The sequence below is a fragment of the Streptomyces sp. CB02366 genome, from assembly GCF_001905905.1.
In the GTDB taxonomy this organism is placed as follows: domain Bacteria; phylum Actinomycetota; class Actinomycetes; order Streptomycetales; family Streptomycetaceae; genus Streptomyces.
Genome location: NZ_LIVT01000008.1, coordinates 104,497 through 129,359, shown reverse-complemented (window position 1 = coordinate 129,359; position 24,863 = coordinate 104,497). Strand labels below are relative to the sequence as shown.

General features: G+C 76.0%; 19 protein-coding genes. 5 read left to right on the top strand and 14 right to left on the bottom strand.

The genetic code is table 11. The annotated features are described in order from the left end of the window. Nucleotides 1-9: 9 nt before the first annotated feature. The 3 genes from AMK24_RS22765 to AMK24_RS22755 are packed head-to-tail and all read left to right on the top strand — an operon-like array spanning nt 10 to nt 5,212. The gene (locus AMK24_RS22765) at nt 10-1,638 is read left to right on the top strand and encodes a nitroreductase (RefSeq protein ID WP_384578492.1); all 1,629 of its coding nucleotides are present in this window, start codon (nt 10-12) and stop codon (nt 1,636-1,638) included. Continuing rightward, nucleotides 1,635-3,374, top strand: a complete 1,740-nt coding sequence (locus AMK24_RS22760; RefSeq protein ID WP_073770695.1) for an ABC transporter ATP-binding protein/permease — start codon at nt 1,635-1,637, stop codon at nt 3,372-3,374. Before AMK24_RS22765 ends, AMK24_RS22760 begins: the two co-directional genes overlap by 4 nt. Then, nucleotides 3,371-5,212 (top strand): ABC transporter ATP-binding protein, encoded by a 1,842-nt coding sequence (locus AMK24_RS22755; protein WP_073770694.1) that lies wholly within the window; start codon nt 3,371-3,373, stop codon nt 5,210-5,212. Before AMK24_RS22760 ends, AMK24_RS22755 begins: the two co-directional genes overlap by 4 nt. A 136-nt stretch (nt 5,213-5,348) precedes the next feature. Here AMK24_RS22755 and AMK24_RS22750 read toward each other — a convergent pair whose 3' ends face one another. The 3 genes from AMK24_RS22750 to AMK24_RS22740 form a co-directional block, all read right to left on the bottom strand. After that, the gene (locus tag AMK24_RS22750; protein WP_073770693.1) at nt 5,349-7,802 is read right to left on the bottom strand and encodes a SpoIIE family protein phosphatase; all 2,454 of its coding nucleotides are present in this window, start codon (nt 7,800-7,802) and stop codon (nt 5,349-5,351) included. Nucleotides 7,803-8,033: 231 nt separating this feature from the next. Then, complete coding sequence (locus tag AMK24_RS22745) at nt 8,034-9,290, bottom strand: glycoside hydrolase family 26 protein (RefSeq protein ID WP_073770692.1); 1,257 nt, start codon at nt 9,288-9,290, stop codon at nt 8,034-8,036. Between the two features lie 133 nt (nt 9,291-9,423). Continuing rightward, on the bottom strand, nt 9,424-10,719 hold the full coding sequence (locus tag AMK24_RS22740; RefSeq protein ID WP_384578495.1) for a cytochrome P450: 1,296 nt from the start codon (nt 10,717-10,719) through the stop codon (nt 9,424-9,426). A 226-nt stretch (nt 10,720-10,945) separates the two neighbouring features. On the opposite strand from AMK24_RS22740, the gene AMK24_RS22735 reads away from it, so the two are divergent. After that, nucleotides 10,946-11,422 (top strand): tyrosinase family oxidase copper chaperone, encoded by a 477-nt coding sequence (locus AMK24_RS22735; RefSeq protein WP_073770690.1) that lies wholly within the window; start codon nt 10,946-10,948, stop codon nt 11,420-11,422. 19 nt (nt 11,423-11,441) lie between these two features. Further along, a complete protein-coding gene (locus AMK24_RS22730) occupies nt 11,442-12,305 on the top strand; it encodes a tyrosinase family protein (RefSeq protein ID WP_073770689.1) in 864 nt (287 codons plus the stop codon). A gap of 67 nt (nt 12,306-12,372) precedes the next feature. Here the strand turns inward: AMK24_RS22730 and AMK24_RS22725 are convergent, their stop codons facing one another. The 11 genes from AMK24_RS22725 to AMK24_RS22675 form a co-directional block, all read right to left on the bottom strand. Then, on the bottom strand, nt 12,373-12,657 hold the full coding sequence (locus AMK24_RS22725) for a chaplin (protein ID WP_073770688.1): 285 nt from the start codon (nt 12,655-12,657) through the stop codon (nt 12,373-12,375). Nucleotides 12,658-12,796: 139 nt separating this feature from the next. Continuing rightward, complete coding sequence (locus tag AMK24_RS22720; RefSeq protein WP_073770687.1) at nt 12,797-13,945, bottom strand: GNAT family N-acetyltransferase; 1,149 nt, start codon at nt 13,943-13,945, stop codon at nt 12,797-12,799. Then, nucleotides 13,942-14,613 carry a lipopolysaccharide biosynthesis protein gene (locus tag AMK24_RS22715; protein WP_073770686.1) on the bottom strand — a complete coding sequence of 224 codons (672 nt, stop codon included), beginning with the start codon at nt 14,611-14,613 and terminating at the stop codon, nt 13,942-13,944. Before AMK24_RS22715 ends, AMK24_RS22720 begins: the two co-directional genes overlap by 4 nt. Continuing rightward, complete coding sequence (locus AMK24_RS22710; RefSeq protein ID WP_073770685.1) at nt 14,610-15,746, bottom strand: glycosyltransferase; 1,137 nt, start codon at nt 15,744-15,746, stop codon at nt 14,610-14,612. The genes AMK24_RS22715 and AMK24_RS22710 overlap by 4 nt, the downstream gene beginning before the upstream one ends. Continuing rightward, a complete protein-coding gene (locus tag AMK24_RS22705; RefSeq protein WP_073770684.1) occupies nt 15,743-16,555 on the bottom strand; it encodes a polysaccharide deacetylase family protein in 813 nt (270 codons plus the stop codon). Before AMK24_RS22705 ends, AMK24_RS22710 begins: the two co-directional genes overlap by 4 nt. Then, entirely contained in the window at nt 16,545-18,320 is a 1,776-nt protein-coding gene (locus AMK24_RS22700; RefSeq protein ID WP_073770683.1) for a lipid II flippase MurJ, read from the bottom strand. Before AMK24_RS22700 ends, AMK24_RS22705 begins: the two co-directional genes overlap by 11 nt. Beyond that, on the bottom strand, nt 18,317-19,675 hold the full coding sequence (locus AMK24_RS22695; protein ID WP_073770682.1) for an O-antigen ligase family protein: 1,359 nt from the start codon (nt 19,673-19,675) through the stop codon (nt 18,317-18,319). The genes AMK24_RS22700 and AMK24_RS22695 overlap by 4 nt, the downstream gene beginning before the upstream one ends. A gap of 2 nt (nt 19,676-19,677) precedes the next feature. Next, complete coding sequence (locus tag AMK24_RS22690) at nt 19,678-21,159, bottom strand: exopolysaccharide biosynthesis polyprenyl glycosylphosphotransferase (RefSeq protein ID WP_073770681.1); 1,482 nt, start codon at nt 21,157-21,159, stop codon at nt 19,678-19,680. After that, entirely contained in the window at nt 21,156-22,331 is a 1,176-nt protein-coding gene (locus tag AMK24_RS22685) for a glycosyltransferase (RefSeq protein ID WP_384578499.1), read from the bottom strand. Before AMK24_RS22685 ends, AMK24_RS22690 begins: the two co-directional genes overlap by 4 nt. Before the next feature lie 419 nt (nt 22,332-22,750). Beyond that, a complete protein-coding gene (locus AMK24_RS22680) occupies nt 22,751-23,800 on the bottom strand; it encodes a polyprenyl synthetase family protein (RefSeq protein WP_073770679.1) in 1,050 nt (349 codons plus the stop codon). Beyond that, entirely contained in the window at nt 23,797-24,855 is a 1,059-nt protein-coding gene (locus AMK24_RS22675) for a tetratricopeptide repeat protein (RefSeq protein WP_073770678.1), read from the bottom strand. The genes AMK24_RS22680 and AMK24_RS22675 overlap by 4 nt, the downstream gene beginning before the upstream one ends. Nucleotides 24,856-24,863: the final 8 nt, after the last annotated feature.

Below are 24,863 nucleotides of genomic sequence, written 5' to 3'. Positions count from 1 at the left end.
CGTGCCGCCGTGCCCCGGACCCCGGACCGAACCGCCGCGCCCGCACACGAGGTGCGCACGGAGTCGTCGGACGCCCGCGTCGCCCCGCCGCCCACCGGCCTGCCCGCGCCCCCCGCCGCCGCGCGGGCCCTCCTGCGCCGGGCGCTCGCCGACGCCAGGTCGCCCCGCGTCCCGGCCCTCTCCCCGTACGCTCCGGAGCGCCCGTTCCCGCGGAGCGGCCCCGGGCTGCCATGGGGCGAGGACGACCGGCGGCCCGAGGCGGGGGACGCGTCCGGCAACGCCCCCGGGCCGGCCGCGGCCACCCCCCGCACCGGCGCCGATGCCACGATCGACCTCGCCCGCTGGCTGCGCCTCTCCCTCGCCGCGCTCCCCGGGACGCCCGGCAGGACGCGCCCCGTTCCCTCGGCGGGCGCCCTCCATCCGGTCCGCGCCCATCTCCTCATCGGGCCGGGGTGCTCCCTTCCACCCGGACGCTACGCGTACGACCCGCGGGCCCACCGGGCCCATCCGTGCGGCCCGGCCCCTGACGGCGCGCCCCCCGGCGCCCTCCTCGTCCTCACCGTGACCGCGTCCCGGACGGTCGCCCACTACGGTCACCGCGCCTGGCCGCTGCTGCTGCTCGACGCCGGCCATGCCGCCGCCGCACTCGCGCTGGCCGCGCCCCCGACCGCCGACGCCCTGGTCTCCCTCGACGCCGACGGCGCCCTGCTGGCCGCCGCCGCCGGTCTGCCCGGCCCGCTGGACCGGCCGGACGCCCGGCCCGGCGCCGAACCCGCTCTCCCCCTCGCCGCCGTACGGTTGGCGCCCCCGGGGACCTCCGTGACCGCCCCCGAAACGCTGAGCGCCTGGGCCGCCCTGCCCCGGGCCGCGGCCCCTGCGCCGCATCCCGGCGCCGCGACCGTGCCGAACCGCGAACTCGCGACCGCGCAAAGGCTGTTGTGTCAGCTCGCGGAAGCACCCGGCCTGCCCGCCGGTACGTGGCACCCGGCCCCGCGCCCGGCGGAAGTGACCGACGGCGCTCTGGAGACACGCCGCAGCGCCCCGCCCGACGACCTGCGCCGCCCGCCCGAGAAGGGTCCGCTCACCCGCATCCTGGCCACCGCCCGGACGACGGACCCGGCCGGACCGGACTGGACCCTGGCGGTCGGCGGGGACGCCCCGGCCCTCTACACGGCGGCCCCGGACGGGCCGGGGCTCCATGTCCGAGCCCGCGGCGACGCACGTCCCACCCTCGCCCACTGGGCCGCGCACCAACCGTGGATCGGCGCGGCGGGCGCGGTCCTGCTGGCCCACGGCTGCCCCGGGGACGCCTCCTGTGCCGAGGTCCGCCGCAGCCATCTGGCCGCAGGCCACGCGATCGGCGCGGCCCAGGCCCACGCCACCGCCCTGGGACTGCGCTCCCGCCCCATCGGCTCCTGGCAACAGGCCGACCTGGGCGCGGCGTTGGGCGACCCGCCGGGACGCGACTGGATCGTGCACGGTCTGGCCCTCGGCGCACCCCCGGCGACGGCGTCAGCCCCGCCCCCCTCCGCCTCCCGGACCGCGGCCCCCCTCCCGGCGGCCGGCCGGCTCACGGGAGCGGCCACTCCGGCCGCCTCCGCCACCGCCACCCCACCCGGCGAGGAAGAACGCCCATGATGCTCCACCCCGAACTCCTCCGCGCCGCGAACACCGTGCGCCGCCCCCTAGCTCTCGCCACCGCCCTGCTCGCGGCGGTCGCCCTCACACACCTCGCCCAGGCCGTCCTGCTCGCCCTCGTGCTCTCCCGGATCGCCCAGGGGAGGACGGCGGCGCTCGCTCCGCTGCTCACGGCCGTCATCGCCGTGGTCCTGGCCCGTGCCGTCCTCGGCCGCGTCCAGCGGCTGACCGCCGTCACGGCAGGAGCCGCCGTACGGGTGCGGCTCCGCGACACGCTGATGCTGCGGCTCGGCGCACTCGGCCCCACCGCCGACACCGGGGCGCGGGCCGGAGCCGTACGGGCCACGCTGGTGGACGGCGTCGAGGGCGTGGACGCGTACATCTCGCGCTACCTGCCCCAAGCACTCCTCACCTGCGCCGTTCCGCCGCTGCTGCTCGTCGCCGCCGCCCTGGTGGAGCCGTACGCGGCGCTCGCCCTCGGACTCGCCCTGCTGCTCGCCCTGTTCGGGCCGCGCTGGTGGGACCGGCTGCTCGCCCGGCGCGGCAAGGAGCACTGGGACACCTACGAAGCCCTCGCCGCCGACTACCTGGAAGCCCTCCAGGGGATGCCGGCCCTGCGGGCCGTCGGCGCGGTGGGGCGCGTGCGGGAACGGCTGGAGCGGCGGTCGGCCGCCCTGCACCGGAGCACCGTCGCCAAACTGCGGGTCTCCCTCGTCGACACCGGCCTCACCGATCTGGCCGTCCAGGGCGGTACGGCCGCCGCCGTCCTCCTGGCCTGCTCGTCGGCGGCCACCGGCCGCACCGCCGCCACCGGCGCCTACCTCCTGCTCCTCCTCGCCTCCGAGTGCTTCCGGCCCGTCCGCGACCTCTCGCGCGAGTGGCACGCCGGCTACCTCGGGGTCTCCGCCGCCGACGGGATCGCCGCCCTGCGCACCGCCGAACCCGCCGTGCCGGACCGGGGCACGCGGGCCGCGGACTGGGACGGCCCGCCCGAAATCCGGTTCGAGGACGTGCGCTTCACCCACCCGGGGAGCGGCCGGCCCGCCCTCGACGGCGTCAGCTTCACCGCCGCCCCCGGGCGCACCACCGCCGTCGTCGGCCCTTCGGGGGCCGGGAAGTCGACCCTGCTGAGCCTGCTGCTACGGCAACGCGACCCCGGCGGCGGCCGTCTCACCGTCGCCGGGACCGACATCGCCGCGTACTCGCTCGCCTCGCTGCGCCGGGGCATCGCCGTGGTCTCGCAGGAGACCTACCTCTTCCACGCCACCATCGCGGAGAACCTGCGCATCGCCCGCCCGGCCGCCACCGACGAACACCTGCGCGCCGCCGCCCGGACCGCGGGGATCCACGAGGAGATCGCCCGGCTCCCGGACGGTTACGCCACACTCGTCGGCGAACGCGGCACCACGCTCTCCGGCGGCCAGCGCCAACGGCTCGCCCTCGCCCGGGCGCTGCTGGCCGACGCCCCCGTGCTGATCCTGGACGAGGCCACCAGCGCCGTCGACGAGCGCGGCCAGGCGCGCATCGTGCGCGGACTGTCGGAAGCCGGGCGGGGCCGCACCTGCATCGTCGTCGCCCACCGGCTCGACGCCGTACGCCACGCCGACCACATCGTCGTCCTCGACGCCGGCCGCGTCGCCGCGGCGGGCGACCACACGGCCCTGCTAGCGGGCGGCGGCGTGTACGCCTCGCTCGTCGAGGCCGGACGCACCGCACAGGAAGAGCGCGCCGCATGACCACGACCCCTGCCCCCGGCCCGACCGCGGCCCAGGCCGGCCCCGGCCGCCCGCGTGGACCCCGTCCCGCCGCCGCCCCGGCCCCCGACGTTCCGGCCCGCGCCCTCCGCTCGCTCCTCCCGGTCCTCGGCGCGCACCGCGCCACCGTGCTGCGCACCTGCCTGGCCGCCCTCGTCGACCAGGCGGCCCTGGTGGCCCTCGTCGCCCTTGCCGCGCACACGGTCGGCGCCGCCGTCACCGCGCACCGGCCGCCCGCTGCCGGGACCGTCGCCGTTCTGGTCGGGCTCGTCCTGCTCCGGGCCCTCGCCACCTGGCGCGAGATGGACCTCTCGCACGACCTCGCCTACCGGGTGCTGGCCGAACTGCGCGTCCGGGTCTTCGACGGACTGGCCCGCAGCGCCCCCGCCCGGATCGCGGGGCGGCGCAGTGGCGACCTGGCGGCCACCGCCCTCGGGGACGTGGAGGCCCTGGAGTTCTTCTACGCCCACGCCATCGCTCAAATCCTCGCATCCGGAGTGGTGTTCGCGGCCTCCGCCACCGTGCTGGCGGTGCTCGGACCGTGGCTGCTGCTCGCCGTTCTGCCCGCCGCGCTGCTCCTCGCCTGGTCGCCGCTGATCGAGGCACGCGGGCGGGCTGAGCGGGGGGCCCGGACCCGGGCGGCGCTCGCCGAGGTGTCGGCCGAGACCGTGGAGAGCGTCGACGGGCTGCGCGAACTCCTGATGGCCGGGGCGCTGAACCGTACGCGGGCCCGGCTGCGCTCCGCCGGGCGCCGGCTCGCCCGCGCTCAGCGGGCCGAACAGTCCTGGGAGACCGGGGCGGGCGCGGCCCGCGACCTGCTGGTCGTCACCGCCGTCATCGGGGTCGTGGCGGCCGCGGCGCACGCCGCGTCCGCCGGGAGGCTGGACGGGGCGTGGGCCCCCGCCGCCATGGCCCTCGCCCTGGGCGCCCTGGCCCCGGTGGCGGAATCGGCTGCCGCGCTGGGCCGGGCGGGCGGCCTGCGCGCCGCCGCCGCCCGGGTCGGCGCCGCCGTGCATGCCCCGGCCCTGGCGCCCGCGCCCGCCGCCCCGCGCCCCCTGCCGGCGGGCCCGCTCGGGCTGCGGCTGCGCGGCGTACGGTTCGACTACGGGGGAGAGGCCGTGCTCGACGGCGTCGACCTGGTCGTCCGGCCCGGTGAGACCGTCGCCCTCGTCGGCGCGTCCGGCGCGGGCAAGTCGACCTGCGCCCACCTCCTCGCGCGGTACTGGGATCCGGCGGAGGGAGCCGTGGAACTGCTGCCACCGGGTCCGGCCCGCCCCGTGGACCTGCGGGACCTCGCCGAGGACGACCTGCGCGCCGCCGTGTCCGTGGTGGGCCAGGAAACACCGCTCTTCCACGGCACCCTCGCCGAGAACCTTCGTCTGGGCGCTCCCGACGCCACGCCGGACGAGGTGGGCGAAGTGGCCCGCCTCTGCGGGGTCTCCGCCATCGCCGACGCCCTGCCCCACGGGCTGGACACGGCCGTGGGGGAGCGCGGTGCGACCCTGTCCGGCGGCCAGCGGGCCCGGGTGGCCCTGGCACGGGGGCTGCTGAGCGGCCCGCGCGTCCTCGTGCTGGACGAGACGACGGCCCACCTGGACCACCGGGGCGACGCGGAACTGGCCGAGGCGCTCGCCGCCCACCGCGCCGCCCGGGCCACCTTGCTGATCGCCCACCGCCCGGCCACCGTCCGCAGGGCCGACCGGATCGCCGTCCTGGAGGGCGGACGGATCGTCGAGGAGGGCGCCTGGGACGAACTGATCGAAGCGGGCGGGCCGCTGACCCGCCTCTTCGCGCGGGAGGAGGCGGCCGTCCTCCCGTGACGGTCCCCGTCCCGGCCCGGGAGGCGAGCGCCGGTGGGCGGCGGCCCCGCCCCGTCGCCCCCCCCCGCGGAGAAGGCGTCCGTCCGTGCGGACCCGCCGCCCCGCCCGCCGCCGGGCACGGCGTCGTGTTCCGCGCTCAGGGCAGCGGCTGCTCCGCCCAGATGATCTTGCCCCGGTCGGTGTACCGGGTTCCCCACCGATGGGCGAGCTGCGCGACGAGGAACAGCCCCCGCCCGCCCTCGTCCGTGGTCCTCGCGTGCCGCAGCCGCGGCGAGGTGTTGCTGGCGTCGGAGACCTCGCAGGTCAGCGCCGACTGGTACAGCAGCCGCAGCCGCACCGGCCCCGAGGCGTACCGGATCGCGTTGGTCACCAGCTCGCTGACGATCAGCTCCGTCGTCATCGACAGCTCCGCGAGCCCCCACGCCTCCAACCGGCGGGCCACCTTCGCCCGGATCTCCCCGACCGCCGCGGGGTCCACCGCCACGTCCCACGAGGCCAGGCGGTCGGGGGTGAGCACATGCGTCCGGGCGAGGAGCAGGGCGATGTCGTCCGGCTGCGGTACGGGCAGCAACTCCTTGACCACCGCCGGGCACAGGTCCTCCAGCGGCAGCCCGTCCCGGGAGACCGCCAGGGCCAGCCGCTCCATGCCGTTCTCGACGTCCTTGTCGGCCCCCGCGACGAGTCCGTCGGTGTAGAGGCCGAGGAGGCTCCCCTCGGGCAGCGCGAGCTCCAGTGATTCGAAGGGCAGCCCGCCCAGCCCGAGCGGTGGCCCGGCCGGCAGGTCCGGGAAGCTGACCGCCCCGTCCGGGGTGACGACGACAGGCGGCGGATGGCCGGCCCTCGCCATCGTGCAGCGGCCGTTCGCCGGGTCGTAGACCGCGTACAGGCAGGTGGCGCCCACCACCGTCGTACCGGTCCGGTCCACCGGCTCCTCCTCGCTGAGCCGCAGGACCAGGTCGTCCAGACGGGCCAGCAGCTCGTCCGGGGGGAGGTCCATGTCGGCCAGGGTCTGGACGGCGGTACGCAGCCGGCCCATGGTCGCCGCGGCTCCGATGCCGTGCCCCACCACATCGCCGATGACCAGGCCGACCCGGCCCCCCGACAGCGGGATCACGTCGAACCAGTCGCCGCCGACGCCGTCCTTCGCGTCGGCCGGAAGATACGACGACGCCACGTCCAGCGCCGTGCCGCCGCGCAGTGTGTGCGGCAGCAGACTCTGCTGGAGCACCACCGCCGCGGTGTGCTCCCGCGTGTAGCGGCGGGCGTTGTCCACGCACACCGCGGCCCGCGCCACCAGCTCCCGGGCCGGCGCCACGTCGTCCTCGTCGAACGGCACCGGATTGCGCGAGCGCATGAAGGTGGTCAGCCCCAGCACGGTGTCCCGCGCCCGCATCGGTACGGAGATCAACGAGTGCAGCCCGAACTCCCGGAGCCGGGCGGCCCGCGCCGGCTGCTCCACCGTCCATTCGTGACTGTCCGGATCGAGCACCGGCAGCAGCACCGGGTCGCCGTGCAGCAGGAAGTGCGCGTCGTGCGGCGGCGGCACGAAGTCGACGGCCTCCCCGACCCGGACGACCGCCTCCGGGCACCCTTCCCGCACCGAGCACATGCCCGCCCGGCGCATGGTCGCCCGCCCGCCCCCGGCCGGCGGGGCCGTCCCGCGCCGCTCGCCGCCGAACGGGGTCTCCAGCAGATCGACGAAGACGAAGTCCGCGAACCGGGGCACCGCGAAGTCGGCCAGCTCCTGCGCCGTACGCTGCACGTCCAGGGTGGAGCCGATACTGGCCCCGGCCTCGTTCACCAGCGCGAGCAGTCGGCGGGCGTTCCACCGGTCGGTGACGTCGAGGACCATGTACCCGATACCGATCCGCCGGTCCCGGGCGTCCGCCAGGGGGAAGAACGAGCTGGTGTACGCCCGTCGGCGGTGCGGATCGGACCAGCTCCAGCCCACGTACTCGTAGTCCGCGACCGCCCGGCCGGTCGACAGGACCTGCCGCATCAGCCGTTCGAGCGGCTCCGCGAGCACCTCGGGCAGTACCTCTCCCGGCCTGCGGCCCAGCCGCTGGTCCCGGGGCACGCCGCCGAACCGCTCCAGTGAGTCGTTGAGCCAGAGATAGCGCAGTTCGGGGTCGAGGACCGCCATCCCGACCGGTGACCGGCTCAGGAAGTCGTCCAGGACGGACCCGCTCATCGTCCAGTGCGGGGTGAGTTCCCGCCCGGACGCCACGAAGGCCTCCCGCCCGTCGAGCATGAACGAGGAGGTGACCCGTACGTCGACGTCCAGCGACCGGCCGTCCCGGGCCCGTAGGGGAAGCAGCCCGCTCCACCCCGCCCCCGACCGGCAGTGGGCGGCCACCGCGGCCGTCCGCCGGGGGTCCGGCGGACCGGCCAGCAGGCGGGCGGCGGACCGGCCGACGGCCTCGGCCGCCGGATACCCGAGGAGGGCCTCGGCCCCGCGGGTCCAGCCCGTGATCGTGCCGTCGCCGGCGACCACCGCCACCGCCTCGTCGGCCGTCCGCTCCGGGCCGCGCCCGCCCCCGAGGGGCAGCGGGCCGGGCTCCGCCGGGGAGCCCTCATCGGCGGATGCCATTGCACCTCACCACCCTCTGTAGGTTTCCATGGTCGCGCGTCGCCCCGGACCGCGCCCGGTGCGCCGGTCGCGGACCCGCCGGGCGCCGTCCCCCGGCCGGCGCCGTGCCGGAGCGGGCCGCGTCCCCGTGGGCGGGGCGGCGAGCGGCCGCTCGCCCCCGTCCCGCGCCGGACCCGTACGGCAAACGGCCCCGGCCCCGGCAGGAGGGCCGGAGCCGTTCCCACGCCCCGGTCAGTGACGGAAACAGATCTCGCGCTCCCGCAACCACGGGCCCAGCCAGTCGGCGGACGGCACGGTGACGCACCACCCGCGCGGGGGCGGCGCCCCGCTCCCCGGGGACGGGGACGCGGGCGCCCCGGGAAGGGACGGCCGCGGGGACGGGGTGGCGGTGGGGGAGGGGGACGGGGCGGGCTCCGGCGGCGCGGGGCTCGGGTCCGGCGTGACCGTGGGCGTCGGGCCGGGGGCGGACCCGGAGGGCGCGGCCATCGCGGTCATCATCGTCCGGAACACCTCGGAGGACCGCGGATTGCTCGTGCACTGCCAGACGCCGTGCGGACAGTAGTCCGTGACCGTCTGGTACAGGGGCTCGTGCCGGTCGATCCACTCCAGCATCCGCCGCATGTACGCGGGGTTGTCGCCGTTGCGGAAGAGGCCCCACTCCGGGAACGAGATGGGCTTGCCGTGCTCCGCGGCGAAGTCGACGTGCTTCTGGAGACCGTACGGGTCGGCGACCTGGTCGTCGAAGGTCTCGCCGGGCGGCTGGTCGTAGGAGTCCATCCCGATGATGTCGACCACGTCGTCGCCCGGGTAGCACTCGGTCCACGGCACCGCGTCCCGACCCCGGCTCGGCGTGAAGTCGAAACGGAACTCCTGGCCGGGGACCGCGCGCATCGCCGTGACGATCCGCTCCCAGTACGCCTTCCAGGACGCGGGATCGGGACCGCACCGGTGCGTGTAGGTGGTGCCGTTCATCTCCCAGCCGAGCACGACCACGGTGTCCGGCACGCCCAGCCCCACCAGGCGCTCCGCGAGCCGGGTGAAGTGCTCGTCGTACTCCCCGGCCGCGCCCGCCCGGAGCAGGGTGCGGACCCCCTCGTCCGGGATCCGCTCCTCGTTCCGCTCCAGCATCGGTACGTTCAGGACGAACATCCGGTCCTCGTCCGCCCGCCTCCACTCCGCCCAGGCGTCGAGGAACTCAGGGGCGCCCTCGATGTTCACCCACAGATCGCCCGGCAGGTACGTGTGCCCCACCCGCAGCTCCGCCCCGCCGAGCCAGCGCGACAGGTCGGCCATCCGGCTGACCCCCTCGGGCCCGTAGTCCAGATACGCCCCGTGCGCCGTGGCGCTCGCCGTCCGCTCCGGTCCGGGGGCGGCCCCGTCGACGGAGTCCGGGGCAGACGTCGGACGGCCCGCGATGCCGCCGCCCGCCAGGAGGCTGAGAGCGAGCGCAGCGACACACGAGACGATGAGACGGCGCTTGGCCGGCATTGCTCCTCCTGGCTGCGATGAATTCCGGCCGATTCGGCCGGTGGGAAGAGAGTTTCATCATTGTGCACGGCTGGCACGCGGAGGAGCCCATTTATCCTTTCCGGCGTTGCGGAGCTGTCGTTCGCCCTGTCGTTCAGGTGAATGTGCGGCCGAATGTGAACGGGAGTGAACCGACCCGGTTGTCGAAATTCGAATCGACGAGTTCCAGCTCACCGGTACTCCGGACGACCGGACGCCGTTCGATCAGTTCCCGCAGGAGGGCGGTCATTTCGAGCCGGGCCAGATGCGCTCCCAGGCAGTGGTGGGGGCCCCCGCCGCCGTATCCGAGGTGAGGATTGGGCGACCGGGTGATGTCGAAGCGGTCCGGATGGGTGAAAACGGTTTCGTCGCGATTGGCGGACGCGTAGACGAGCGCGACTTTCTCTCCCGGGAGGAAAGTGCGACCGCCCAGTGAGTATTCGGTGGTGACGGTCCTGCGGAACTGGATGATCGGCGTCGAATGCCGCACGATCTCGTCGACCGCGCCGCCGACGTGCCGGTCGAAGTCGGATCGCAGCAGCTCCCGCTGGGCCGGATGGCGGTCCAGCAGGAACACTCCGTGCGCGATGGCGTTGCGGGTGGTCTCCACCCCGGCCACCAGCAGCAGCGAGAAGAACGCCCCCAACTGCCGCCCCGACAGCGCCTCGCCGTCGACGTCCGCACACACGAGTGCCGAGACGAGGTCGCCCCCGGGACGGCGCCGACGCTCCCGCGCGAGCCGCCCCATGACGTACTGCATCCGGGCGAGGGAGGCCAGCCCCCGGCCGGGGATCCGCAGCCGGGCCCGGCCCCGGCGCTCCACGCCGACCCGCTCCGATGCCTGGTCGATCTGTTTTGCGATCCGCGCCCGGACCGCCCGGGGTACGCCCATCAGGTCGCAGATCACCTCCAGCGGCAGCCGCGCGGCCGCCGACGGCATGAAGTCCCGGGGCCGTTCGGCGATCAACTCGTCCACCAGCCGCCCGGCGAGCCTGCCGACGTTCTCCTCGACGTCCGCCAGCAGCCGGGGCGTGAACCGCCGGGAGACGATCCGGCGCAGGGCGGCGTGCTCGGGCCCGTCCATGTTCACCATCGAGTTCCCGAACAACGCCTTCGCCCAGCCGGCCGGCTCCGGGGTGGTGACCCCCGGCGCGCTCGCGAACACCCGGGACGCACGGCTCGCGGCCCGTACGTCGGCGTGGCGCACCAGGGCGTAGAACGGTTTGCCGGCGGTGCGGGCGGCGCCCGGCCGGGGGGTGAACAGCACGGGCGCGTCCGCCTCCCGCAGCAGGGCGAAGGCCCGCAGCCTCTCGGGGCGCGGCAGTCGCCAGAACGCCGGGTCGGCCAGATCGACGTCCGCCGCGCGCGGCGCACGGCCTGAGGACAGCTGGTACGGGACGGTCACGCCCATCACCTCCACGGTTCGCCCGACCATGGTCGGGGCCCCGGGAAGCGCGGGAGCCCGCGACGCGGCCCGCCGCCGCCGATGGCCCCGCACCCTCACGCGTTTGCCGGAGCGCGGGCCCCGCGCATGCACCGTACGCCGCACCCACGAGAACTGTTTCGCCACCGCCTCGTTGTCAACATCGCCATCAGAAGCACCTCGGACGAGTTAACGAGAGGCAGGCAGTCAACCCATGAGCCCCACCCCCGCGAAACCGGGCGGCGCCCCCGTCCCCTCCCGCAGGATCGTCCTGCGCGGAGCCTTCACGGCCGCCGTCGCCACGGGTACCGCCGGAGCCCTGCTCCCGCTGCTCGACCGCGAGCGGACCGCCGAGGCCCGCCCCGCACCGGACCCCGGGAGGGTCGGATCCGGTTCCCCGGCGGAACAGTTCGCCGAGATGTACCGGGGACGGGAGATCCGCACAGCGGCGGCCTCGGCCGTCCCCGCCGGAGCCGCGGACGACGCCCGCGTGGCGATCGCCGCCGAACCGGTCACCGAGATCCGCATCGACGGCAGGCCGCTGCACGTCATGAGGCGGGCGGACGGCACCTATCTGAGCGACGTCCGGCACTACGAGTCGTACCCGACGCTGCTGGAGACGGCCCGCGCCGCCGTCGACGAACTCGGCGACGCCCGCCTCGCGCACCCCGCAGCCGCGCACCCCATGTGAACCAGGAGGACCCGCACCGGTGTACACCCGCAAGAACCAGCGCGACCTGACGCGCACCGAGAAGCGCCGGCTCGTCGACGCGATCCTGAAACTGAAACGCTCGGGCCGCTACGACGACTTCGTCGTCATGCACCGGGAGTACTACGTCATGGACACCGAACGCCGGCCGCGCCCGGCGCACATGACGCCCTCCTTCTTCCCCTGGCACCGCCAGTACCTGCTGGAGTTCGAGAAGGCGCTCCAGCGCGTCGACGCGGGCGTCAGCGTTCCGTACTGGGACTGGACCCGGGACGGCAGCCCGACCTCGTCCCTCTGGGCGGAGGACTTCCTCGGCGGCAACGGCAGGCCCGGCGACCGCCGGGTCACCACCGGGCCCTTCGCCTACGCGGCCGGCAACTGGAGCGTCGGCCGGGGCGTCACCGACCAGAACTACCTCACCCGCAACTTCGGCCGCCCCGGCCGCGACCCGGTCTCCCTCCCCACCGGGAACGAACTGGCGCGGGCGCTCAAGGACCCGGTCTACGACACCGCGCCGTGGAACAGCGTCTGCACCGAGGGCTTCCGCAACCGCGTCGAGGGATGGGGCATCCGGGGCGTGCGCGCCGTGGGCCTCCACAACCGGGTCCACCAGTGGGTCGGCGGCCCCATGGCGGGCGCCGCCTCCCCGGAGGACCCGGTGTTCTGGCTGCACCACTCCTTCATCGACCTGATCTGGGACCGCTGGCGCAAGGCGCACCCCGAGTCGGCCTACGTGCCGGGCCGCAAGCCCGCCGACCCCGGACGCGAACGCGACCACGTCTTCGGCCTCGACGAGGCGATGCCCCCGTGGGGCGTGACCCCGAGGAAGCTCCTCGACCACGGCAGGGTCTACCGCTACGCCTGACCCCGCCCGGCGAAGCGGCCGGCCCCCTCCGCGAGGAGGGGACCGGCCGCTCGGGTACTACGGGTGATCAGCGGCCGTAGCCGTAGTCGCCGCCGTGGCCGTTGTCGTGGACGTCGGCGTTGACGCAGGTGTTGCCGAAGGCGGGGTTCAGCACGCCGATCACGTTGATCGTGTTGCCGCAGAGGTTCACCGGCACGTGCACCGGGATCTGGAGGACGTTGCCCGACGCGACACCGGGGGAACCGGCGGCGAGGCCCTGAGCACCGGCGTCCGCGGACGCCATGCCGGCGCCGCCGGCGATCAGGGCGCCGGTGCCGGCCATCACAGCGGCGGCCTTCGTCATACGAGACATGGAGAACTCCTTGTAAGAAGGGGGGTTGTGCCGCGGACACGAGGCCCGCACCCCCTGACAACGCGGAAGACGCCGGTCGGTAACGGATCAACAGGCGGGAGAACCCTTCGACACCGCCGTCCGGCGTACTCCCGGCGTGTCAGCGGCCGATCACCGGCAGCGCGGTCAACCGCTCGTGCCAGGCCCGAGCCGCCGGGAAACGGGCCTTCACCGACTCCGCCGCCCGCTCCCGCACCGCCACCTGCGACTCGCGCAGCCGCAGCAGCGGCTCCAGACCCGGCCGGGCCAGCAGCAGCCGCTGGTTGACCACGGGGGAGGGCCCCCAGTGGTTCTTGTACGCCTCCGCCCCACGCAACAGGCTCAGCACCTCGCGCCCGCCGTCCGCGGCCTGCCGGGCCACCTCCCGCAGCAGCATCGTCGACACGTCGACCTTCCGCTCGCGCAGCACCGGATCCGCCCCGTACAGGTAGCCGCCCGCCAGCCGCCCGGACTCCAGCGACAGGTTGGACGCCACCACCTCGCCGTTCAGCCGGAACTCGGTCAGCGCCGCGGTGCCGTCCCCCACCATCCGGCCCACCGACCGGATCAGATGGTCCGAGAACCGCGCCCGCAGGTGCTCGGGGTTGACCGCCCGGCCCTCCCACTGCCGCTCGTGCAGCCGCAGCAGCGTGCCGATCGCGGCGGGCACCGCGTCCCCGGGAACCCGGTGCGCCTCGACGCCCAGGGCCTCGACCTTGCGCAGCTTGGAACGCAGCCGCTGCCCCCGCGAACCCGTCAGCCGCGCCACCACGCCGTCCAGCGGCGCGGCCGGAAGCTCCATGCACGTGGAGTCCGCGAGCCGGCTCCGGGCCCCCGCCCACCGCCCGAACAGCAACTGCGCCGACGCGTCCGGCCGGACCTCCCGCAGATCCACCACCGTGTGCCGGGCCGCCCGGTCCAGGCCGCGTCCCAGCGCCCCCACCGCGTACCCGGCCTCCTCCTCGTCCAGCAGGATGTCGAAGAAGTCGGACACCGCACCGCCCATCGGGACGAGCAGCGGCATCGGACGGTGCACCAGCATCAGCGGCGCCGCCCCGATCAGCCGCCCCGCCCGCCGGACCAGCAGCACCCGCAGCCGCCCCTCCTGACCGTAGGAGATCCACCAGGAGTGGAGCCAGGCATGGCTCTGGAACGGGGTGGCGGTGGCACACCGCCGGTGCAGCGCGTCCCACTCGCCGGCCAGCGCGCCGAACTCCCCGAAGTCCCGGCACAACGTCACGGCCAGCCCACCCGGCCGGGGGGCCGTCATCGGACCGCCTCCCGCACGTCCTGGGCGACGCCGCCCCCGGAGGCCGGACCGGGCACCTGCGCCGAGACGCTCCACCCCGCCCCGCGCGGCCGGACCAGCAGCACGAGACCGCCCAGCAGGCCGCCCGCCGCCGCCCCCACGGCCGTACCCAGCGGCACGGACGGCGAGACCGGCTGGTCCGGCCTCATCGCGTGGGTGAACTGGATCAGCTTCACCCCGGTGTCCTTCGAGACGTGGCCGCTGCTCACGACGACGGCCTCGATGACCGCGTTGGCGATGTCGGCCGCCTTGCGCCGGTCCTCGGAGACGCCGGTCACCGCGATCATCGGCGAGTCGGGGGAGGTCTCCGACCGAACCTGGGACCGCAGCTCGCGCACGGGCTCGCCCGCCGCGCCCTGCGCGTACGAGAGGGTCGCGTCGCTCGTGGCCAGCCGCCCGTACGACTGGGCGTACCCCAGCGCCGCCGACGGGTCCGTCTCCCCCTCCGCGACCGCCATCGCGTAGCTGGTCGCCTCGTACTGCGGGGAGGCGAACACGCCGTAGGACAGACCGGACGCGGCGCCGATCAGCACGGAGACGGGCAGCGGCCACCACTGCGGCAGCCGGGCGAGGGCGGTGCGCAGCCGCTGGACGACGAGATGCCGCTGCTGCTCGGGCGAGTCGGTCATGAGAAGGCTCTCCGGTTCGGTGGGGCGGTGTCGAGGGCGTACGCGTACACGTCCATCAGGCGCTCGCTGCTGCGCCTGATGTCGTAGTGGCCGACGGCCCGGGGCGGCGGGCGGCGGTCCGGGCCGGCCCGTATCGACTGCCGCAGCCGGGCCGTCAGCTCCTCGGGACTTCCGGCGATCCGGGTGGCCCCCGGGGCGTACGCGGCGGGCAGGTCGTCGATGGCCGGGCAGGCGTCGTGGAGCACCGGCAGCCCGGCGGCCAGCGCCTCCACGGCGGCGAGGCCGAAGGACTCCTCGCGGGAGGTGGAGACGAACACGTCCAGGGCGCTCAGCAGCGCCGGAACACCGGGGACCGGACCGTCCCCGCCCTCGTCGCACTCCCCGAGGAACCGGACGCGGTCCACCGCCCCGAGCCGCAGCGCCAGCGTCCGCAGCGCCCCGGCCTCCGGCCCGTCGCCGGCCAGCAGCAGACGGGCCTCGGGCAGGGCGGCGACCGCGCGGATCAGCACGTCGAACCGCTTGCCCGGCACCAGCCGGCCGACGCCGCCGACCACGAACGCGTCCTCCGGGACGTCCAGCGCCGCCCGGACCTCCGCCCGGCGCCGGGCGTCGAAGCGGAACCGGTCCGCGTCGATCCCGTTGGGCACCAGCCGGATCCGCTCGGCGGGCACCCCCCAGTCCCGCAGCCGCCCGGCCACGGTGGAGGAGACGGCGACGGTCGCCGCGCCGAGGCGTTCGGTGGAGAGGTAGAGGGCGCGGACGGACCGGGTGAGCGGGCGCCCCTCGATCTCGGCGCGCCCCAGGGAGTGCTCGGTCGCCACCGTCGCCCGCGTCCCGGCGAGACGGGCCGCGACCCTGCCGTACACGCAGGCCCGGTACAGGTGCGTGTGGACCAGGTCGTAGCGGCCGTCCCGGATCAGTTGGGCCAGCCTGCCCACGGCCGACAGGTCCCGGTTGCCGCGCATCCCGAGATGGGTCACCCGGACCCCGTCCGACCGCAGCTCCTCGGCCACCGCCCCCGGATTGGTGAGCGTCACGACGTCGCACTCCACCGGGAGGTGACGCAGCAGCAGCCGCAACTGCCGCTCGGCCCCGCCCACCCCCAGCCCGGTGATGACGTGCAGCGCCCTCATCGGGCGCCGCCCGCCCGCACCGGTCCGGCGGCCCGGAGGCCCGCCCCGGGCGCCGCCGCCTGCCGCAGCCCGTGCCGCAGGTCCTTGGCCCACAGCCGCACCCCCCGGTCCGCCTGGCTGATGTGGGTGCGGGGCAGCGCGAACCGGCTGAGCAGCGGCCCCGGCGCCAGCGCGCACGCGTAGCCGTAGCCCGCCGTCCGCGCGGCCCGGGCGACCCGCGGGTCGAGGTAGCCGTACGGGTAGCAGAAGCCCTCCGGGGGCGTCCCCGTGAGGTCGCCGATCAGCTCCCGGCTGTGCCGGGTCTCACGGCGCAGTTCCTCGTCCGGCAGCGCCCTCAGGTCCCGGTGGTAGAGGCCGTGCGAACCGACCTCGATGCCCGCCTCGGCCACCCGCCGGACGTCCGCCCGGGTGAGGAGCGGTTTGCGCGGACCCAGCGGATCCCACTCGTTGACGCCGCCCGGCCGGCCCGGAAGGACGAAGACCGTGGCCCGGAAGCCGTGCCTGCGCAGCACCGGCAGCGCCTCGTCGAGGAAGTCCGCGTACCCGTCGTCGAAGGTCAGTCCGACCAGGCCGCGCCACCCCGCGGGGCCCGCGCGCAGCAGCTCGGAGACCCCCACGCCCCTGAGACGCCGGCTGCGCAGCCAGGACAGCTGCTCGTCGAGCCGTCCGGGGGAGACGGTGATGCCGTAGGGGTCGTCGCCCGGGTCCGCCACCGAGTGGTAGGTGAGGATCCACGGCTGACGGCGGGTGTGCGGGCGGAGCGGGGACGGGGGACTGTCAGCGCAAGGAGCCGGGGAGTCAGCGGCCATCGAGGAACCTCCGTCGGACGAGTGCCAGCAGGGATACGACCTCGGGGGAGCGCAGGGCGAGGCCGGTCGGGAAGAACACGGCGGGAACGAGGAGGCAGCCGGCGGCCAGGCTCAGCACCGGGTCCGCGACGAGGGGGGCGCATGCCCAGCCGGCCGCGCCCGCCGCCAGCGACGCCCCCGCGAGCCGGCCCAGCGAGAGCGCCACGGCACGGGCCCGGATGGGGACCACCCGGGTGCCGAGGCCCATCAGGAGCAGCAGGGCGGTCGTGCTGATCCCGAGCGCGTTGGCGGTCGCGATCCCGTCCACGCCGAAGCGGTACGTCAGCGCGTACCCGGCTCCCGTCGTCACCAGCAGCCCGGTGCCCATGGCGAACGCCGGGAACCAGGTGGGCCGCCCCGCCGAGAAGAACGGCCGGCTCAGCGCGCCGACCAGGCAGTGCCCGAGCAGCCCCAGGGCGTAGACCCGCATGACCTGGGCGGTGGCGTCGGTGTCGGAGGCGTCGAACGCGCCGCGCTGGAAGAGCACTTCGATGATCTGGGGCGCGTAGCCGAGGACGACGGCCGCTCCGAGCAGCACCACCGTCCCGGCCAGCCCCAGGTCGCGCTCGACCCGGAGCCGGGCTTTCTCCCGCTCCCCGGCGGCCATGGCCCGGGCGACGACCGGGAAGGTCACCGTGCAGATCATCAGCGACAGCACCATCGGCAGCTGTGCGACCTTCTGCGCGTAGTTCAGGTGCGAGATCGCGCCCGCCGGCAGGGTGGAGGCGAGGAACCGCTCCACCAGCACCTGGGACTGACGGCCCACCACGAACAGGATCACCGGGGCCAGCACCGCGAACCCCAGCGGCGGAGCGGTCCGCGCGGGCCGCTTGCCGATCCGTCCGGACCGGGGCGGCCGGGGGCGCCCGGGCGGCGCCAACCGCAGGAACACGGGCAGTTGGGCGAGGATCATCAGGACGCTGCCGATCGCGACCCCGGCCGCCGCGGCCCGCACCCCCCACACCGCGTGCAGGGCCAGCGTCGTCGCGATGATGCCGATGTTGTAGGCGACGTAGACCCCGGCGGGCGGCAGGAAGCTGCGGTGCGCGCGCAGGGCGGCGCTGAAGTAGCCGGTGATCCCGAAGGTGAGGACGGTGACGGCGGTCAGCCGGGTGCAGTCCACCGCGAGCCGGGGGTCGGCGAGTCCGGGGGCCAGCACGCCCACGACCCAGGGCGCGCCCAGGACCAACAGCCCCGCCCCGCCGGAGAGCAGCAGGAGCAGCCGGGGGAGGGTGGCCGCGACCAGCTCCCGTACCGGGTCGGGAACCGGACCGTCCGCGGCGCCCGTCCGCATGGGGCGGGGCTGCGCGGTCCCGTTCTCCCCCCGGCCGGCCGCCGGGTGGGCGGCTCCGTCCCGCCGGCTCAGGGCGAGGCTGAACGCGGGGACGAGGAGCAGGGCCATCCCGTCCTCGATCAGCAGCGTCGCCGCCATCTCCGGCACGGTCCAGGCGATCAGGAAGGCATCGCTCGCGTCGCTCGCCCCGAAGTACCGGGCGATGGTCTGGTCCCGCACCAGACCGAGGGCGGCCCCCAGCACGGTCAGCGCCGCCGTCGCCGCCGCCGCGCGGGCGAGGAACGACCCGAGCCGGGGCTGCCCGCCGCCCGCCGTCCCGGACGCGGCGCCGGAAGGGCGGGGCGCGCCGGGGCCCGCCGCGGGGGCCGGGAGCGGGGGCGGGGCGTCCGCCGGGCGCGCCCGGGCCCCGGCGCCCGTGCCGGTGTCGTTCACGCGATGCTCCCCCGGTCCGGTTCGGCCAGCGCCCACCAGGCGGCCAGCCCCAGCACGATCCCGCTCAGCACGGTGGTGGGCCCGCCGATGTCCGCGTACAGGAAGTCGACGCTCTGCCAGACCATCAGGGCGACCGCTGCCAGCCCGCAGTCGGCGGCGGCGGTGCGCCCGCGCGAGCGGGCGAGGCGCAGTCTGCGGACCGCGCCGGCCAGGATCGCCGCCCAGCTGCCGACGAGGGCGGTCAGACCGATGAGGCCCTGCTCGCCGAGGACGAGGAGATACATGTTGTGGGGGGAGAGGAGGGCCTGACGGCGGAACTCCTGGCCCGCCCCGGCCGTGTCGCTGCCGGAGGAGAGCCCGATGGAGGCGTGTCCGTCGCGGTGGGCGGGGAAGCCCTTGAGGCCGACCCCGGCGACGGGCCGCTCGCGCCACATCGCCCCCGCCGCGCTCCACAGGGCGTACCGGTCGCTGACCGACCGGTCCGGGGCCCGGGTCACCTGGGTCACGCTGGCCGCCCGGTCCGCGATCATCTCCGATCCCACGCCGAACCCGCCGACCAGCACCACGCCCGCCGCTCCGAGCACGGCCAGCGACGTCAGCGCCTGCCGCCGCCCGGCCAGCGCGAGGGCGACCAGGAGCGCGACGCCCGTGGCGATCCACACGCCCCGGCTGAAGGACAGCGTCAGCGGCACGGCCAGCGCGACGGCGACGACGGCGGCGCACGGCCGCAGCCAGGCCGGGGCGCTGCGCGGCGGACGCAGGGCGCAGGCCGCGGCGGCGAGCAGTCCGTAGGCGACGACGGTGGCCATGCCCATGATGTCGCTGGGGCCGAACGTGCCCACCGCCCGGACGTCCTCGCCCATGTACGAGGCGCCGGTGCCGGTGACGTACTGGTGGACGCCCATGGCGCCCTGGACGACCGCGAGGAGCACGAGTGAGCCGGTCACGATCCGGAAGCCGTACGCGTCCCGGAGCAGCAGGACCACCGCGGCCGGCACCAGCACGAAGACCTGGAGGTAGCGGACGAGGCCCGGCAGGGCCGCCGCCGGGTCCGCCGCCGTGACCGCGGCCACCGCGAACCCCACCGCGGGCAGGCCCAGGACCAGCGCGGCGGCGGCGCTCAGCGGGCGGCTGCGCAGACGCAGGAGGCGGGCCGCGCACACGAGCACCGCCGTGCCCGACGCGATGTCCGCCGGGCCGCCCCCGCCCGACGCCCCGTACGGCAGGGCGGGCAGCAGGACCGTCGCGACCAGGGGCAGCAACGGCCAGCGGTCGCGCCAGCCGCCCCACCGGGAACGGGGGAGCGCGGCGGGACCGGTCGGGGCCGGTGCGGGCGGGGTGAGGACTGCCGCCATGGTCAGCTGCCTCCGAGCCGGAACAGGGAGCCCGCGGTCCGCGCCAGCACGCACGCGTCCTGCCACAGCGACCAGGTCTCGATGTAGTGGTTGTCGAAGCGGGCCCGCTCCTCGATCGAGGTGTCGCCCCGCAACCCGTTGACCTGGGCCAGCCCGGTGATGCCGACGGGCATCCGGTGCCGGGCCTGGTAGCCGGGGTGAGCCCGGCTGAACTGCGCTACGAAGTAAGGGCGTTCGGGGCGGGGGCCGACCAGGCTCATGTCGCCGCGCAGTACGTTCCACAGCTGCGGCAGCTCGTCGAGGGAGGTCCGCCGCAGCGCCCTGCCGACCCGGCTCATCCGCTCGTCGGACGCGACGTTCCAGCGGGTGGCCGACTCCTGGGCGTCGGCGGGCCGGAGCGTGCGGAACTTCAGCAGCACGAAGGTGCGTCCGTGCCGGCCGACGCGCTCCTGCCGGAAGATCACCCCGGGGCCGTCGGAGAGCCGCACGGCCAGGGCGCAGGCCGCCATCACCGGGGCCGCGAGCAGCAGGCCGAAGGCGGCGAGGACGGCGTCCACCGCCCGCTTCGCCGCGTGGCCGAAGGGGCGGTTCGTCCCGTCGCGCAGCGGCCGGGCGGTGAAGCCCCACAGGTGGTCGGGGCGCCCGCCCGCCGGGGCGGACACCGCGGCGCCCGGCCCGCTGACCAGCCACACCCGGCAACCGTGCCCGGTGAGCAGGGAGAGGAGGGCGGGGCCGTCCGGCGTCGCCTCGGGCGGGGCCGTGAACACCGCGTGCCGCACACTGTTCTGCACGACGGCCCGCCCCACCTCCTGGGGCGAGAGCAGGACCGGCAGCGGGGCGGCGGCGGAACCCCCGGCCCGCTCCTCGTCCCCGGCCCCCGGAGCCGCGACCAGCCCGACCGGCCGCAGCCCGTACGCGGGGTGGTCGAACAGCGCGGCCGTCACCTGACGGGCCTGCGGGCCGTGGCCGACGACCAGCGTGGACAGCGGGCGGCGGACGGCGGCCCGCCGCCGCGCCCGGTACACCGCCGCGCGCCCCGCACAGCCCAGCGCGGTCTGCGCACCGGCCCCGTACGCGAGGACCGTCCAGCCGATCGCCTGCTGCGGGGCCCAGGCGTCCAGCACCTGCACGGCCAGGTACCACTGGAGGAGGGCGAGGCCCAGGAGCGCGGGCAGTTCGGACAGGGCCGAGGGGGACAGCCGCGTCCGGTACAGGCCCCGGTGGGCGAGGAGGAGGATCTGCGCCACCGCCGGGAGGGCCGCCAGGGGCCGGGGCAGGCCGGCCGGGACGAGGAGGACGAACGCCGCGGCCGCCGCCAGGGCGTCCACGCACAGCAGCGGGGCGAGCCGGCCGCACCGGACGGTCCGGCGGCCACCGGGCCGCACCTGCGCACCGCCACCGCTTCTTCGCGGCGGATGGACCGTGTGAGCCTGCACGGCCGTGGCCCGGCCGGCTCCGGGAACCGGTGCACTCTCCATCGTCATCGCTCGGTGCGCTTCCTCGTCGTAGGGGCGGACATGCCGACAAGTTCCTGGTAGAGCCCGGCAATCGCCCCGGCGGTCCGTCGGACGTCGAAGGCCGACCGGGTGTGGCGCAGGACCTGGTGGGACACCTCCTCGCGCAGTTCGCGGTCGGTGAGCAGCGCGGTCAGCGCCCCGGCCAGCGCCGCCGGGTCGTCCGGCGGTACGAGGCAGTACTCCTCCTGGCCGGGGGGCAGGCTCTCGCGCGCTCCGCTCACGTCGGTCATCACCACGGGGCGGCCGCAGGCCATCGCCTCCAGCGGGGCCAGGGCCATGCCTTCCCAGCGGGAGGGCAGGACCAGGACGTCGGCGGCGTGGAGCCACGGCCGGACGTCCTCGCACGCTCCGGTGAACAGCACGCCGGGCGGGGCCGACCCCTCCAGCGCCTCCCGGTCGGGTCCGTCGCCCACCAGCACCAGCCGGGCCCCGGCCACCCTCATCCGGCGCCAGGCCCGCAGCAGGACGTCCTGGCCCTTCTGGCGGGTCAGCCGGCCGACGCAGACGACCAGCGGGGCGTCGGGGCCGCCGTCCTGCCGGAAGGGCAGCGAGGCGCGGGCCCGCGCCCGGTGCGCGCGGTCGCCGGGACGGAAGCGGTCGAGATCGATGCCGTTGTGGACGACCGACCAGCGGGCGGCGATGCCCGCCTCCTGGCCGGTGCGGCGCTCGGACTCGCTGACGCACAGGATGCGATCGGCCCAGCGCGCCCCGAACCGTTCCCAACCGAGCGCGAGCCCGGCGGCGCCGCCGCCGACGGCCTCGAACGACCAGGCGTGCGGCTGGAACACGGTGGGGATCCGGCCGCGTACCGCGATGCGGCCGGCCAGTCCGGCCTTGGCGCTGTGGGCGTGCACCACGTGCGGGCGGCTCGCGCGGACGATCTGGCGCGCGGCGGCGACCTCACCGGCCAGCCCCGGGCCCGGGGCGCGGGTGGCGTGCCAGCCGTGCACCTCGGCGCCGGCCTTCGCCGCTCCCCGGGCCAGCGGGCTCCCGGGCGGGCAGGCCACCACGGGGCGCAGTCCGTACCCGGCCTGGGCCCTGACGAGATCGGTGACCACCCGGGCCACTCCGCCGTCCACGGGCTGAACCAGGTGAAGGACCGTCAGTTGTCTTTCCTCGGTACGACGCATGTGCAGCACGCACGGCTCTCTTCGCTCAATCCGGTGAGTAAAGCCGAGGTGCACTTTGGCAGATATGTGGCGAAATCGTGCGTTTGACTCGCTCATACGACCACATGGGGATTGGGCGTGCAGAGGGGCCGTCCGGGTGGCCGCGCGAAGGGGCGGCACGGCACCGGACTCCTTCGAGGACCGGGGGCGCAAGGGGTCCGAGGGGTCTGCCGGCCGCGCCGGGGCGGCGGGGCCGCACGGACGGCGCCGGCGGGGCCCGCGGCCTTTTCCGGCGGGGCGCACACCGCCGATCGCCGCAATGGGTGGCCACCCCATCCATCGTCCGGTCGTACCGTGTGCTTCGGAGGGGCGGTGCGGTGGCCGAAACGCCGGGGGCGCCCTGGACACTGTCCAGGGCGCCCCCGGCGGCGAGCCGCGCGGCCCGGGGGTCAGCCGGTGCGGTCCACGAGGTACGGGATCAGCGTGAGCAGGTCCTCCCGCGCGTCCTCGGCGAGCGGCACCCGGTCCAGGCAGGCGCGGGCGGCGGCCAGGTGCTCGTGCGCTTCGGCGACCGCGGCCTCCCGCCCGCCGGCCTCCTCGATCAGGCCCGCCGCACGCCGTGCCGCCAGGTCGTCGAGCGGTACGGCGGAGGAGAGCAGGGCGTCCAGGCGCCGGGCCGCCGGATGGCCGGCGGACAGGGCCGCGAGCACCGGATACGTCTTCTTGAGCCGCCGCAGATCGCTGTGCACCGGTTTGCCGGTCACCTGCGGATCGCCCCAGATCCCGAGCAGGTCGTCCACCGCCTGGAACGCCACCCCCACATGACGCCCCGCCAGGTCCAACGCCTCGACGGCGCCCTCCGGGGCCCCCGCCAGCGCCGCGCCCAGGGCCGCGGCGCAGCCGAGCAGGGATCCCGTCTTGTGGGTGGCCATCGACCGGTACTCGTGCGGCAGGACCGCCCCCGGCCCGCTCCACGGCCGCGACTCGAAGAGCAGGTCCTGCGCCTGGCCGCGCACCAGGTCGCCCAGGGCGCGCGCCAGGTGGCGCACCGCCGCCGGGCCGCCCGGGCCCGGGGCCTCCGCCAGCGTGGAGACGGCCAGGGCGAACAGGGCGTCCCCCGCGAGGACCGCCGGTCCGGTGCCGTACGCCTTCCAGAGCGCCGGCCGGCGGCGGCGGGTCTCGTCGCCGTCCATGATGTCGTCGTGGATCAGCGAGAAGGTGTGGATCAGCTCGACGGCCACCGCGCCGGGCACCGCCTCCGCGGCGTCGCCGCCCGCGGCCCGCGCGCCGAGCACCGCGAGCGCCTGGCGGACCCCCTTGCCCTGCGAGCCGGGCCCCGGCTCGCCGTCCGTCCCGCGCCAGCCGAGCGAGAACGCCGCCGTCTCCGCGTGCCAGGGGTGCAGCCGGCCCACCGCCTCCACCATGGCCGGGCGCACCAGCTCGCGGCACCGGTCCAAAATCTGCGGGGCGCTCGCCCGGCGGGTCGTGGAGAGCGTCATCGGCGGCCGTCCCCGGCCCCGGCCGACACGGGCTCCACGCCCAGTTCGGCGTACGCCTTCTCGACCATCTCCCGGGCGTTCAGCAGTCCGATCCGGTCGAGCCTGCCGCGCAGTTCGTCCAGTTCGGCGGCGGTGGCGCCGCGGTCCCGGCCGAGCCGGGCCCGTGCCTTGACCAGTCCGAGCGAGGCCAGCGCCTCGCCGCGGGGCTCGTCCATCGCGCGGAACTCGCCGAGCGCCTGCTCGTAGACCTCGCGCGCCTCCTCGTACCGCCCGGCGCGGAAGAGCACGTTGGCCCGCATCTTGTGGTTGTACGCCAGCGCGCTGGAGAGGTTCATCTCCCGGCAGGCGACCTCGGCCTCGGAGAGCAGACCGAGCGCGCGGGCCGTCGCTCCGTCCCGGAGGGAGACGATGTCGGCTATGCCGCGCAGCGCCCAGGCCCGGCCCCGGCGGTCGTCCGCCTCGCCCGCCAGCGCCGCCGCCTCCTCGAACATCTCCAACGCCGAGTCCAGTGAACCGGTGTTGCGGTGGATCTGCGCGATGCCCTCCAGCGCCCAGACGGTGTGCCGGGCCTCGCCCCGGGCGCGGGCCTCGGCGAGCAGTTGCTCGTGCAGCGTGGCGACGGTCGCGTAGTCGCCCTGGATCCGCCCGGTCTCGGCCAGGCCGGCCAGCGAGTAGCCGCGGGCCACCACGTCGCCGCCCCGCTTCCCCGCCTCGGCGGCGAGGCCGAGCAGCCGGAACGCCAGGCGCAGCGAACCGCGTTGACGCGCCAGCGTGCCGCCGCTCCACAGTGCCCAGGCCATCGCCCCGGTGTTCCCGGCTGCCCGCGCGGCCCGGTAGCTGGCCTTCCAGGCCCGGTCGGCCTCCGCCACCTGCCCGAGCCTGCGGTGCGCCTCGGCCACGGCGAGCCCCGCGCGCGCCACCTCCTCCTGCGATCCGGAGCGTTCGGCCAGCCTCAAGTGGCGTACGCCTTCGGCCAGTACATCGGTGAGGGAGGCGTTCACCGACATCTTGGTGAGCGCTCCCTGGTACTCGGGCGCCAGTGCCTTGGTCTGCATGGGTGCCT

Coding starts and splice junctions, on each gene's coding strand:
- AMK24_RS22760 (WP_073770695.1), top strand. CDS start 1,635: ATGATGCTCCACCCCGAACTCCTCCGCGCCGCGAACACCGTGCGCCGC.
- AMK24_RS22755 (WP_073770694.1), top strand. CDS start 3,371: ATGACCACGACCCCTGCCCCCGGCCCGACCGCGGCCCAGGCCGGCCCC.
- AMK24_RS22750 (WP_073770693.1), bottom strand. CDS start 7,802: ATGGCATCCGCCGATGAGGGCTCCCCGGCGGAGCCCGGCCCGCTGCCC.
- AMK24_RS22745 (WP_073770692.1), bottom strand. CDS start 9,290: ATGCCGGCCAAGCGCCGTCTCATCGTCTCGTGTGTCGCTGCGCTCGCT.
- AMK24_RS22740 (WP_384578495.1), bottom strand. CDS start 10,719: ATGGGCGTGACCGTCCCGTACCAGCTGTCCTCAGGCCGTGCGCCGCGC.
- AMK24_RS22735 (WP_073770690.1), top strand. CDS start 10,946: ATGAGCCCCACCCCCGCGAAACCGGGCGGCGCCCCCGTCCCCTCCCGC.
- AMK24_RS22725 (WP_073770688.1), bottom strand. CDS start 12,657: ATGTCTCGTATGACGAAGGCCGCCGCTGTGATGGCCGGCACCGGCGCC.
- AMK24_RS22720 (WP_073770687.1), bottom strand. CDS start 13,945: ATGACGGCCCCCCGGCCGGGTGGGCTGGCCGTGACGTTGTGCCGGGAC.
- AMK24_RS22715 (WP_073770686.1), bottom strand. CDS start 14,613: ATGACCGACTCGCCCGAGCAGCAGCGGCATCTCGTCGTCCAGCGGCTG.
- AMK24_RS22710 (WP_073770685.1), bottom strand. CDS start 15,746: ATGAGGGCGCTGCACGTCATCACCGGGCTGGGGGTGGGCGGGGCCGAG.
- AMK24_RS22705 (WP_073770684.1), bottom strand. CDS start 16,555: ATGGCCGCTGACTCCCCGGCTCCTTGCGCTGACAGTCCCCCGTCCCCG.
- AMK24_RS22695 (WP_073770682.1), bottom strand. CDS start 19,675: ATGGCGGCAGTCCTCACCCCGCCCGCACCGGCCCCGACCGGTCCCGCC.
- AMK24_RS22690 (WP_073770681.1), bottom strand. CDS start 21,159: ATGACGATGGAGAGTGCACCGGTTCCCGGAGCCGGCCGGGCCACGGCC.
- AMK24_RS22680 (WP_073770679.1), bottom strand. CDS start 23,800: ATGACGCTCTCCACGACCCGCCGGGCGAGCGCCCCGCAGATTTTGGAC.
- AMK24_RS22675 (WP_073770678.1), bottom strand. CDS start 24,855: ATGCAGACCAAGGCACTGGCGCCCGAGTACCAGGGAGCGCTCACCAAG.